This is a genomic window from Pseudomonas sp. LS1212 (assembly GCF_024741815.1).
Taxonomy (GTDB): domain Bacteria; phylum Pseudomonadota; class Gammaproteobacteria; order Pseudomonadales; family Pseudomonadaceae; genus Aquipseudomonas.
This window is the reverse complement of record NZ_CP102951.1, coordinates 887,955-900,000: the sequence shown is the minus strand read 5'-3', so window position 1 is coordinate 900,000 and position 12,046 is coordinate 887,955. Positions and strand designations below refer to the sequence as shown.

Annotated in this window: 11 protein-coding genes (1 of these 11 running past the window's edge); 2 read left to right on the top strand and 9 right to left on the bottom strand. The window is 59.8% G+C overall.

Features of this window, described 5'->3' with window-relative positions; genetic code table 11:
* From msrQ to mrcB, 9 genes are all read right to left on the bottom strand, one after another.
* Positions 1-499, bottom strand: partial view of a protein-methionine-sulfoxide reductase heme-binding subunit MsrQ gene (gene msrQ, locus NVV94_RS04025; RefSeq protein ID WP_258445957.1) — the 5' portion only. It extends 122 nt beyond the left edge of the window; the window shows 499 of its 621 coding nt (coding positions 1-499); it begins with the start codon at positions 497-499; its stop codon lies beyond the left edge, outside the window.
* Positions 499-1,512: a protein-methionine-sulfoxide reductase catalytic subunit MsrP gene (gene msrP, locus NVV94_RS04020; RefSeq protein WP_258445956.1), complete on the bottom strand. Its 1,014-nt coding sequence runs from the start codon at positions 1,510-1,512 to the stop codon at positions 499-501. Before msrP ends, msrQ begins: the two co-directional genes overlap by 1 nt.
* A 63-nt stretch (positions 1,513-1,575) precedes the next feature.
* Positions 1,576-2,433: a CDP-diacylglycerol--serine O-phosphatidyltransferase gene (gene pssA, locus NVV94_RS04015; protein WP_258445955.1), complete on the bottom strand. Its 858-nt coding sequence runs from the start codon at positions 2,431-2,433 to the stop codon at positions 1,576-1,578.
* A 284-nt stretch (positions 2,434-2,717) separates the two neighbouring features.
* Complete coding sequence (gene ilvC / locus NVV94_RS04010) at positions 2,718-3,734, bottom strand: ketol-acid reductoisomerase (protein WP_258445954.1); 1,017 nt, start codon at positions 3,732-3,734, stop codon at positions 2,718-2,720.
* Between the two features lie 50 nt (positions 3,735-3,784).
* Positions 3,785-4,276 (bottom strand): acetolactate synthase small subunit, encoded by a 492-nt coding sequence (gene ilvN / locus NVV94_RS04005; RefSeq protein ID WP_166364459.1) that lies wholly within the window; start codon positions 4,274-4,276, stop codon positions 3,785-3,787.
* 2 nt (positions 4,277-4,278) lie between these two features.
* The gene (locus NVV94_RS04000) at positions 4,279-6,003 is read right to left on the bottom strand and encodes an acetolactate synthase 3 large subunit (protein ID WP_258445953.1); all 1,725 of its coding nucleotides are present in this window, start codon (positions 6,001-6,003) and stop codon (positions 4,279-4,281) included.
* Positions 6,004-6,434: 431 nt separating this feature from the next.
* The gene (locus NVV94_RS03995; RefSeq protein WP_258445952.1) at positions 6,435-6,764 is read right to left on the bottom strand and encodes a YqcC family protein; all 330 of its coding nucleotides are present in this window, start codon (positions 6,762-6,764) and stop codon (positions 6,435-6,437) included.
* The gene (locus tag NVV94_RS03990) at positions 6,764-7,528 is read right to left on the bottom strand and encodes a hypothetical protein (protein WP_258445951.1); all 765 of its coding nucleotides are present in this window, start codon (positions 7,526-7,528) and stop codon (positions 6,764-6,766) included. The genes NVV94_RS03995 and NVV94_RS03990 overlap by 1 nt, the downstream gene beginning before the upstream one ends.
* A gap of 15 nt (positions 7,529-7,543) precedes the next feature.
* Positions 7,544-9,868: a penicillin-binding protein 1B gene (mrcB, locus tag NVV94_RS03985; RefSeq protein WP_258445950.1), complete on the bottom strand. Its 2,325-nt coding sequence runs from the start codon at positions 9,866-9,868 to the stop codon at positions 7,544-7,546.
* 117 nt (positions 9,869-9,985) lie between these two features.
* Here mrcB and NVV94_RS03980 point away from each other — a divergent pair, with 117 nt between their 5' ends.
* The gene (locus tag NVV94_RS03980) at positions 9,986-11,548 is read left to right on the top strand and encodes a bifunctional aminoglycoside phosphotransferase/ATP-binding protein (RefSeq protein WP_258445949.1); all 1,563 of its coding nucleotides are present in this window, start codon (positions 9,986-9,988) and stop codon (positions 11,546-11,548) included.
* A gap of 106 nt (positions 11,549-11,654) precedes the next feature.
* The gene (locus NVV94_RS03975) at positions 11,655-11,999 is read left to right on the top strand and encodes a pentapeptide repeat-containing protein (RefSeq protein WP_258445948.1); all 345 of its coding nucleotides are present in this window, start codon (positions 11,655-11,657) and stop codon (positions 11,997-11,999) included.
* Positions 12,000-12,046: the final 47 nt, after the last annotated feature.

The window sequence follows — 12,046 nt, the reverse complement described above, 5'->3', positions numbered from 1 at the left end:
TGTCTGCGCGCACTACCCATAGAAAGTGCAATAAGCCCAGACCGACCACCAGGTAAACCAGCCGGTGCAGCTTCTTCCAGCGCACCCCCAAGCGGCGCTGACTGTAGCGATTGGAAGTAACCGCCAATGCCAACAGACACAGGAAAGCCAGGCTCCCGACAATGATATAGGGACGCTTTCGCAGCTCTACACCCAACTGCCCCCAGTCCAACCCCAGAATGAAGATGGCATAGGCACTCATATGTAGAACGACATAAGCAAAGCACCACAGCCCCAATTGCCGCCGAACAGCAATCCACCCCGCCCAACCGGTGAGCCTCTGCAAGGGTGTCATGCTCAACGTAATCAACAGCAGGGTCAGCGTACCCAAACCTAACCGATCCACCAGAATTTTTCCCGGATCCGGCCCCAGGGCAAAGATCCAGGCCTGGTAGAGCCAGAGCAGCGGCCAAATGGAGGCTGTGAGAAATACACCTATACGCCAGAATGGGTAACGCATCAGTAGTTCTTCCGTAGGTCGAGCCCGGCATACAGGGAGGCGACCTCGTCTGCATAACCGTTGAACATTTGCGTGTCACGCACATTGGGGCTGAACAACCCACTGGGCAAACGCCGCTCACGCGCCTGAGTCCAGCGCGGATGATCGACCGTCGGATTGACGTTGGCATAGAAACCATACTCGTCCGGCGCAATGCTTTGCCAGGTGGTCTCGGGCTGCTCCGCGACCAGGCTGATACGCACGATCGATTTTATACTCTTGAAGCCGTACTTCCACGGCACTACCAACCGCAAGGGCGCGCCGTTCTGGTTGGGTAGTTCGCGGCCATACATGCCTACCGCGAGAATCGCCAATGGGTGCATTGCCTCATCCAGGCGCAACCCTTCTATATAAGGCCAGTCGATCAGCGCAAAACCCGAACGCTGCCCCGGCATGCTCTCGGGATCGTGCAGGGTTTCAAAACGAATGTACTTGGCCTTTGATGTTGGCTCCACCTGTTTCAGCAACGCCGAGAGCGGAAAGCCTATCCACGGGATGACCATCGACCAGGCTTCGACGCATCGCAGCCGATAGATGCGCTCCTCCAACTGATAGGGCTTCATGAAGTCTTCCAGCGCATACCGGCCGGGCTTGCCCACCTCGCCATCGACAACCACGGTCCAGGGCTCGGTTTTCAGGGCTCCGGCATTCTGCGCCGGGTCGCCCTTGTCGGCACCGAACTCGTAGAAGTTGTTGTAGTGCGTAGCATCCTTGAACGGCGTGATGGCCTCCCCTTTCGCCGTGACCGCTTGCCACTGTGTGGTCTTTAGTTTCTCGCCTAGCCAGGAAGGTGCGGCGCTCGGCTCGACATCGGCGTAGCGGGATGCCTCGGCAGCGCTTGCCCAACGTGGCAGGCCGCCGACAGCCAATGCCGCCATGGACGCGCCGAGCAGGGTGCGGCGCGAGAGGTAGAGTGCTTCGGGAGTGACTTCCGACTCTTTACAGACAGAGGCTTTGGGCAGCCGGATAAGCATGATGACTCCGTAGTATTGGCGAGCTGATGCACCAATAGACTACGGAGTCCTGCAGAAATTACATCATTCTGCTTTTTTGTGACGACGCAGGCGCAGCAGGTACTGCACCGGGCCGGACGCCGCATACGCCAGGAAAATCAGCAACAGGATGCGTGGCGGATCGCTGAAGACCACCGCGAATACCAGCACTACCGCCAGGATGGCCACGAAAGGCACGCGCCCCTTGAGGTCCAGTTCCTTGAAGCTGTTGTACTTGATATTGCTGACCATCAGCATGCCGGCCGCCGCGACCAGCAGGGCCACCAGGAAGGACATCTTCGAGCCCTGGATGCCATAGTCGCTGAATGCCCAGACCGTACCCGCAACGACACCCGCCGCGGCCGGACTGGCCAGACCGATGAAGTAGCGCTTGTCGGCCGTACCGACCTGAGTATTGAAACGCGCCAGACGCAACGCAGCACCCGCCACATAGATGAAGGCGACCATCCAGCCGACCTTGCCCATGTCACCCAACGCCCAACCGAAGGCCAGCAACGCCGGCGCGACGCCGAAGGCGACCATGTCCGACAGCGAGTCGTACTCGGCACCGAATGCGCTTTGGGTGTTGGTCATGCGTGCCACGCGGCCATCGAGGCTGTCGAGCACCATTGCCACGAAGATAGCGATGGCAGCGAAGGCGAAATACTTGCTCGCCTCGCGCGGATCACCGGCACTCAAGGCGCTCTGGGCGCTGATCGAGTTGATGATCGAGTAGAACCCGGCAAACAGGTTCGCGGTAGTGAACAGATTGGGCAGAAGATAGATGCCGCGGTGCCGCACCTTGCGCCCTTCGGCGTCATGTCCTTCTTCGACATGCTCATCGATCGGCAGCAGGCTTTCGGCGTCAGAGGCCTTGTTCGGCTCTTCGGGACGTTCGCTCATGGACATTACCTTGCAACGGTGTGGAAAGTTTTGACAGGTGTCTGCGACGAGGGTTCGAAGCCAGACGCTGAAAGCTTTATACCAGAACCTGACCACCTTAACGAAAAAACCCTGTAGCCGCTGCCGCCAGGCTGCGCTGAGGCCCGAAGGGGCTCCTTGCTATTCACCGCCATGCGCCTGCGTTGCAGGCGAGCGCAGCCTTCGGCAGCGGCTACAGAGCTCGCATGATCCGCTCCAATAAAAAACGCGGCCGAGGCCGCGTTTTTCATAAGTACAAAGCTAGATCAGTTCTTGGTCTTGTCGACGATTTTGTTCGCTGCGATCCAAGGCATCATCGAGCGCAGTTGCTCGCCGATGACTTCGATGCCGTGGGCGGCGTTGTTGCGACGCTTGGCAGTCATCGATGGGTAGCCGGTAGCACCTTCGGTGATGAACATCTTCGCGTATTCACCATCCTGGATGCGCTTCAGAGCGTTGCGCATGGCCTGGCGGGATTCGGCGTTGATGACTTCCGGGCCGGTCACGTACTCGCCGTATTCGGCGTTGTTGGAGATCGAATAGTTCATGTTGGCGATACCGCCTTCGTACATGAGGTCAACGATCAGCTTCAGTTCGTGCAGGCATTCGAAGTAGGCCATTTCTGGAGCGTAGCCAGCTTCAACCAGGGTTTCGAAACCGGCTTTGACCAGCTCGACAGTGCCGCCGCACAGAACAGCCTGCTCACCGAACAGGTCGGTTTCGGTTTCGTCCTTGAAGGTGGTTTCGATGATGCCGGTACGGCCGCCGCCCACGCCCGAAGCGTAAGACAGGGCGACGTTCTTGGCGTTGCCCGAAGCGTCCTGGTAGATAGCGATCAGGTCAGGGATACCGCCGCCCTTGACGAACTCGGAACGCACGGTGTGGCCTGGAGCCTTCGGCGCGATCATGATCACGTCGAGGTCAGCACGCGGAACGACCTGGTTGTAGTGGATCGCGAAGCCGTGGGAGAACGCCAGGGTTGCGCCCTTCTTGATGTTCGGCTCGACTTCGTTCTTGTACAGCTGGGACTGGAACTCGTCCGGGGTCAGGATCATGACCAGGTCGGCCGCGGCAACAGCAGTCGCCACGTCAGCGACTTTCAGACCGTGAGCTTCAGCCTTGGCAACGGTAGCCGAACCTTTACGCAGACCGACAGTGACATCCACACCGGAGTCTTTCAGGTTGCACGCTTGAGCGTGGCCCTGGGAGCCGTAACCGATGATGGCAACTTTCTTGCCCTGGATGATCGAAAGGTCGCAGTCTTTGTCGTAATAAACTTTCATGAAAAATACCCCTGTTATCTTGGCCGTCAGGCCATTCGCTAATTTTTGTGTTAGATGCTCAGCACTTTGTCGCCACGGGCAATGCCGGTGACGCCACTGCGGACGGTTTCCAGGATGGCCGCGGTGCCGATGGACTGAATGAAGCTGTCCAGCTTGTCGCTCGTACCGGTCAGCTGAACGGTATATACGCTACTGCTGACATCCACAATCTGCCCACGATAGATATCGGTGGTGCGCTTGATCTCGGCACGTTGTGCACCCGTAGCCTTGACCTTGACCAGCATCAATTCACGTTCGATGTGCGCGCTTTCCGAAAGGTCGACCAACTTGACCACTTCGACCAGTTTGTTCAAGTTCTTGGTGATCTGCTCGATCACCTCATCGTGCCCTACGGTGGTCAGCGTCAGACGCGACAGGGTCGGGTCTTCGGTAGGTGCCACGGTCAGGCTTTCGATGTTGTAGTTACGCTGCGAGAACAGCCCGACCACGCGGGACAAGGCACCCGGTTCGTTTTCCAACAGCAGGGAAATAATGTGCCGCATGATTAGGTACGCTCCGTCTTGCTCAGCCACATATCGCGCATGGAGCCGTCTTTGATCTGCATCGGATAGACGTGCTCGCTATTGTCGACCTGGATATCGATGAACACCAGGCGATCCTTCATGGCGAAAGCCTCTTCCAGCTTGGGCTTCAAATCCTTCAGGCTGGTGATGCGGATACCCACATGACCATAGGCCTCAGCCAGCTTGACGAAGTCAGGCAGCGACTCCATGTAAGAGTGCGAGTGACGGCTGTTGTAGCTCATGTCCTGCCATTGACGCACCATACCCAGCACGCCATTGTTCAGGTTGACGATCTTGACCGGCAAATCGTATTGCAGGCACGTCGACAGTTCCTGGATGTTCATCTGGATGCTGCCCTCGCCAGTGACGCAAGCGACATCCTGATCCGGGAAGTTCAGCTTCACGCCCATGGCCGCCGGGAAACCGAAGCCCATGGTGCCCAGACCGCCGGAGTTGATCCAGCGGTTGGGCTTGTTGAAGCGGTAGTACTGCGCCGCGAACATCTGGTGCTGACCTACGTCCGAGGTAACAAAGGCATCGCCGTTGGTAACTTCGCACAAGGTTTCGATGACCGTCTGAGGCTTGATGACGCTGCCGTCCCCCTTATCGTACGGGAACATGCCGCGATCGCCGCGCCATTCATCGATCTGTTTCCACCAGGCGTCCAGTGCCGCCTGCTCTGGCTTCTCGCCGATTTCCTTGAGGGTCGCGACCATTTCGGTCAGGACGCTCTCGACCGGGCCGACGATAGGCACGTCGGCCTTTATGGTCTTGGAGATCGAGGCCGGATCGATGTCGATGTGAATGATCTTGGCATTCGGGCAGAACTTGGGCGCACCGTTGATCACGCGGTCGTCGAAACGAGCGCCGACAGCGAAGATCACGTCGGCATGGTGCATCGCAAGGTTAGCGGTGTAGCTACCGTGCATGCCCAGCATGCCGAGGAACTGGCGATCCGTACCCGGATAGCCACCCAGGCCCATCAGGGTATTGGTGACCGGCAGGTTGAGCATCTGCGCGACTTCGGTCAGCGCTTGCGAACCGCCGCCGAGGATGACGCCACCACCGGAGTAAACGATGGGACGCTTGGCCGCCAGGAGCATTTCTGCTGCCTTGCGAATTTGCCCCGAGTGGCCACGAACAGCCGGGCTGTAGGAGCGCAGCTTGACCTTTTTCGGGTAGACGTATTCGAACTTCTCGGCCGGGTTGGTCATATCCTTGGGGATGTCGACCACGACCGGACCAGGACGGCCGGACTGCGCCAGGTAGAACGCTTTCTTCATGACCTCCGGGATTTCCGAGGCGTGCTTGATCATGAAGCTGTGCTTAACGATCGGCCGGGAAATACCGATCATGTCGGTTTCCTGGAAGGCATCGGTACCGACCATGGTGCTGGGCACCTGACCGGAAATGATGACCATCGGGATGGAGTCCATATAGGCAGTGGCAATACCGGTGATAGCGTTGGTAGCGCCTGGGCCAGAGGTCACCAGTACCACGCCGGCTTTACCGGTGGCACGGGCGTAGCCGTCAGCCATATGGGTCGCCGCCTGTTCGTGACGAACCAGGATGTGGGTCACTTCCGGTTCTTTGAACAGTGCGTCGTAAACATGCAGGAGAGCACCACCAGGGTACCCGTAGATATATTTGACGCCTTCGTCACGCAAAAAGCGGACGAGCATCTCACCGCCAGATAAAAGCTCCACGTTGTTCACCTCTAAAACGCCAGAATACCGACCACTGAAAAGGGGTCGGGTCTTAATAGGTTTACTGCTTAGCAGAGCATGAGCGACGGTGATCGCCGACTACGTCAGCACTGACTGAGCAAGTATTGGGAGTGCCCCAAAGTGTTGCGGGGATTTCCCACCCAGCGCGAGGTAACGCGTTGCGGGTGTAACAAGTCGGCGCGGGTGTGCACCTCATGATCTGCTGAGCGGGTCTGCTTCTGGCAGTCCCTCTACAGCGGACTTCGGATTGTTCTGATTAGGCCTGCGCAAGTCAAGTCATCTTCGCGCTTTCTTCACATCCAGAGCGTTGCGAGCGTAAAGAAAACGTTTGCCGATCAGGATAACTACATTCTGTGTAGCCGCCCCCCTCGTTCCCACGCGGAGCATAGGAACGAGGGTCGGGCTGTCGATCAGCGACTTTGGGAGATCAGCTCGTCGAATTCCGCCAGCAGCGTCTTGAGGTTCTTGCTCTGCGCTGGACGGTCAACGTAGACCATCTCGGCCATGGCCAGGATGCCGGAGGCATTGGGCAGCGGTTGGTCCTGCTCGATGATGAGCTTCATGCGTGGCAGGAAGACCCATTGCAGCCACTGGTCAAAATCCAGTGTATCGACACAGAACGGCTCGACACTGGCCAGCGCTTCAGCGCTGGGCGCCTCTTTGCTCCACCAGCCCTGCTCGCGCAATTCGCGCTCGATCAGCAACAGATGGTCGGCCAGCTTGGGAAACCGCGCGTCCATCACAGGCTGACCTTGGCTTTTTGCCGGGCCAGTGCCGCACCGGCCGGATCACCCTGTTTCTCACGCGCCTGAGCGATGGTATTCCACAGGCTCGCTTGCAGATCCGGCCGCCCGTTGGCGTAACCCAGCGCCCGCCGCGCAAACTGCTCGGCCTGGGCTGCATCGCCCTGGGCCAGGCGCACCAGCGCCAGGCGATAAAGCACTTGTGGCTCGCGCGGAGCGATCCGTTGGGCGCGCTCCAGGCTTGACGAAGCACCGTTCAGATCGCCACCGGCTTGTTGCTTTTGGGCTGTGGTCAACAGCGCCAGCACCGGCCCATCCAATTGTTCGTCGGCAGACAGGCCACCACTGCTGCGCGGGATGCCGCTCGGCGCAGATGGCGTTGGCGCAGGTACCGAGTAGCCGCCGGGGGTGGTCGGCGCGGTGTTGATTGGCGCCGTATTGATGGGCGCAGTATCGATCGGGGCCGTACCGTACGGTGCGGTGCTGATCGGAGCCGGGCCAGTCGGTGCCGGGTAGCTCTGGATTGGCGAAGAACCGGCGCCACCGGGCACCATGACCACGACACCGGAATCCTGCGGCACGGCTTGCGGTTGCGGTGCCCTGGTGTTCGGCCGGTTAGCCGCGTTGCGATTGGCAGAAATGCGCTCGCTATTGGACACCGCGGATCCAGAGTCCACGACAGGAATAGAACCACGCTGCACGCTGGCACAACCATTGAGCAAAGCCAGCGCAGTCAAAGCAGGAAACAACCACTTGTTCACATCACACCTCTTTGCTTAATTCATCCAGCCCCTGACCCAGTCCATCACGGCCTCGGCAGGGTCCTCGCCCCCACCACCACAGGCAGGTCCGGGCGCTGGTTCACTACCACGAATATACGGCATCTGGACGGCACCCGGGCAGCTCGAATCCGAGCCCTGCCCCGAGTGGGGATCGATCCAGGCCTGAACCACATTATCGGGCATCGGCATATCCAGCGGCAGGGGGTCGGCCTTGCGCATGAAGCTTGTCCACACCTGCAATGCACCGGTCGCACCGGTGAACGGGGTCTTGCCGTTATCGTCGCGGCCGAGCCAGACCACTGCCAGCAGGTCCTGGCTGAAACCGGCGAACCAACTGTCGCGCGAATCGTTACTGGTACCGGTCTTGCCCGCCAGGTTCAGCGAGCTCGGCAGCACGCTGTAGACCGAACGTCCGGTACCTTCGCGCATGACCCGCTGCATCGCGTTCTGCACCAGGTAGATCGAGCCCGGATCAAAACGTTGCTGGATCTGGAACGGATAACGCTTGAGCGGCTCCCCCTCGGCGGTCAATACACTGCGGATACCGCGCATGGGGGTATTGAAGCCACCGTTGGCCAGGGTCTGGTACATGGTCGCGACTTCCATCGGCGACAAGCCTCCCGCACCCAGCAGCATTGAAGGGAATGCTGGCCACTCGCGCTCCACGCCCAGCCGGCCGAGGGTCTTGAGGACATTTGGCACACCCAGCTCCAGACCGAGCTTGGCCGTCGAAAGGTTGTAGGAATTGGCCAGCCCCTGATAAAGAAAAACGGTGCCGTGAGAGCGGCGATCATAATTCTGTGGCTTCCAGACCTGACCATCGGCCCCCTTGACCGAGAACGGCTCGTCCTGCAACCAACTGGTCAGTGTGTACCGGCTCGGTTTTTCCAGCGCGGTGAGGTAGACCGCCGGCTTGATCAGCGAGCCGATCGGCCGCACTGCATCGATTGCCCGGTTGAAGCCGGCAAAGCCCGCCTGTCGGCTACCGATAAGCGCCTGTACTTCGCCGGTTTCCGGATTGGTCACGACCATGGCCGCTTCGACCTCGTCCGCCCCCTTGCGCCCGGACAGACGCTTGAAGGTCTCATTGACCGCCGCCTCGGACTTCATCTGCAGGATCGGGTCGAAACTGGTGAAGATCCGCAGGCCCTCTTCGGTCAAGTCTTCATCGCGGTAGTCCTGGCGCAGCTGACGCTTGACCAGGTCCAGAAAGCCCGGGTACGAAGTGTCGGCCAGACTGCCGCGCTTGGTCACGCCCAGTGGCTTCTGTTTTGCCGCAGCCACTTCTTCCGGCGTCGCGACGCCTTGCTCGGCCAGCAGGTCGAGCACCAGGTTGCGCCGTTCCAATGCCCGCTCAGGGTAGCGCCGCGGATTGTAGTAGGACGGCCCCTTGACCATGCCGACCAGCAACGCGATCTGATGCAGTTTCAGCTCGGACAATGGCTGGCTGAAGAAGAACTGGCTCGCCAGTCCAAACCCGTGCACCGCGCGCTGGCCATCCTGACCGACGAAGACTTCATTGAGGTAGGCCTCAAGGATCTCGCTCTTGTCGTAATGCAGCTCAAGCAACACGGCCATCATGGCTTCGGTGAGCTTGCGGCTCAGGCTGCGTTCGCTGGTCAGGTAGAAGTTCTTGACCAACTGCTGCGTCAGGGTACTGCCACCCTGGCGCATGCTGCCCGCCGATGCGTTGACCCAGAATGCCCGGGCAATCGACTTGGGCGACACGCCCAGGTGACGGTAGAAGTCCCGGTCTTCCACGGCGACCAGGGTTTCGAGCAGATGCGGCGGCACCTGATCGATCTTGATCAGGATCCGGTCTTCCAGGTTTTTCGGATACAGGCCGCCGATCAGCAACGGCTCAAGACGTACCACTGCCAGCTTCGAACCGTTGGTCGCACTCAATCCGGCCACGTAGTCGCCGGAAAAACGTACGCGCACCGGTTGTGCCGGCTCCATGCCTTCATAGAACTGGAAGCCTCGGGTGTTCAAATCGACGGTATTGCCGTTGACCGATGCCGCGCCCGGGCCGTTGGCAACGCTCTCGCGACGATAGCCAAGGGCATCGAGCTCAATGAGAAAGTCTGCCTTGCTCAGTTTTTGCCCGACGAACAGCTCAAGTGGTCGTGCATAGACCTTGGCCGGGATCGTCCAGCGCTTGCCGGAAAACTTCTCCTGGACCACGGCATCGAGATAAACCGCAAAGCCGGCCAGCACGACAAGCCCGACCAGACTGAGCTTCAAAGCCCAGCCTAACCAAGTGCGCGGACCGCCAGTCGGGCGTTTGGAACGGGAACGGGGGGATTGAGTACGAGTCATGGCGGCGGATTATACGCATATTATTGCTGCGCGGCAGGCGCCCTCCGGCGGTTTGCATCAACGAGTCAAGCAGCCATAATGGCGCCCTCGTATCACTTGCCCCCTGAAGGATCACCCGTGAGCCAAACCCTGATTGCCGCCCTGCAAAACCCGGCCCTCTACCCGCATCCCGTAGACGGATTCCAGGTCATTGAGACGCATATCTCCTGGGTGCTGCTCACTGGCCCCTATGCGTACAAGATCAAAAAGCCGGTCAACTTCGGTTTCCTGGACTTCAGCGAGTTGTCTGCGCGCAAGCATTTCTGCGGCGAAGAACTGCGCCTCAACCAGCGCCTGACTGCCGACCTGTACCTGCAAGTGCTGCCCATCACCGGCAGTGCCGAGGCGCCACAACTGGGCGGCGATGGCGAAGCCATCGAGTATGTCCTGCAAATGCGTCAGTTCCCGCAGAGCCAACTGCTCAGCACCCTGCAAGCCAATGGTGAGCTCAACAGCAACCATATCGATGAAATGGCCCGGCAAATTGCCCGGTTCCACCTGAGCGCACCACAGGTACCACAGGACCATGCCCAAGGCACGCCGCAAAGCGTGATGGCGCCGGTCGAACAGAATTTCGAACAGATTCGCCCGTTCCTCAGCGACAAGGCCGACCTCACCCAGCTCGACGCACTGCAAGCCTGGGCCCAGGCCAGCTTCGAGCGCCTCAAGCCGCTGCTGCACGAACGCAAGGCCAAGGGCTTCATCCGTGAATGCCACGGCGATATCCACCTGGGTAACGCGACGATCATCGACGGTCACGTAGTGATCTTCGACTGCATCGAGTTCAATGAGCCGTTCCGCTTCACCGACGTCTATGCCGATGCCGCCTTCCTGGCCATGGACCTGGAAGACCGCGGGCTCAAATGCCTGGCACGGCGCTTCATCAGCCAATACCTGGAACTGACGGGCGACTACCAGGGCCTGGAACTGCTCAATTTCTACAAGGCTTACCGCGCACTGGTCCGGGCCAAAGTGGCGTTGTTCAGCATGCCGGCCAATGCCGACGGCGTACAGCGCGCGACTTCCCTGCGCCAATACCGCAACTATGCCAACCTCGCAGAAAGCTACAGCGCTATCCCTTCGCGCTTCCTGGCCATCACCCACGGCGTCTCTGCCGTCGGCAAAAGCCATGTCGCCATGCGCATGGTCGAGGCGCTGGGTGCCGTGCGCCTGCGCTCGGATGTGGAGCGCAAGCGCCTGCTCGGCGAACAACAAGCCGAGACTGAAAACAGCCTCAATGTTGGCATCTACACCGCCGACGCCAGCGCTGCTACCTACGCTCGCCTGCATGAACTGGCCGACCTGATCCTGCGCGCCGGCTTGCCGGTGGTGATCGATGCCACCTACCTGAAACTCGATCAGCGCAAGGCCGCTGCCGGTATTGCCGAAACTACCGGCGTGCCTTTCCTGATTCTCGACTGCAACGCGCCTCAAGCGGTCATCGCCAGCTGGCTGCAACAACGCCAGGCCGACAGCGTCGACCCTTCCGATGCAACGCTGGAAGTGATCGAGGCACAGCAGGCCGGTCGTGAAGCACTGACCGCAGACGAGCTGCTACAAAGCAAACGCGTGGAAACCAACCAGAGCGACAGCCTCGACAAACTGGTCGAGCAGATTCGCCAGCGCCTGCCAGGGCTGTAACCGCGCACCGGAGGCGTGAAGCAGTCGACACTTCACGCCTTTCGGATTAGCATGACCATCAGTAGTGGCATTATAGTGGCGTCATAATTCCAACAGGAGACGCCCCATGTGCCAGCCCAAGCAACTCGACTCTGCGCTATATGCTCTCGTGCGCAATGAAAACGTCACCGGATTCAATCTGGAAAAGCCCAAGCATGCCGGCATTGATTTCAGAGGGGGCGACTTCAGGGGGCTGGACCTGCGCGAGCTCGACGCCGAAGGCATCGACTTCACCGACGCCTATTTCCGTGCTGCCGACCTGCGCGGCCTGGACCTGCGCCAGTCCAGCCTGGAGGGCGCCAGCCTCTCCCGCGCTCAAATATCCGGCACCTACTTCCCGGTCGAACTGAGCGCCGACGAAATCCTGATGTCGGTGAATTTCGGCACCCGCCTGCGCTACCGCACCCGCTGAGCCTGCTTCTTCAAAGAGTCCGCGCCAACCCTGGAAGCGGACTCTGC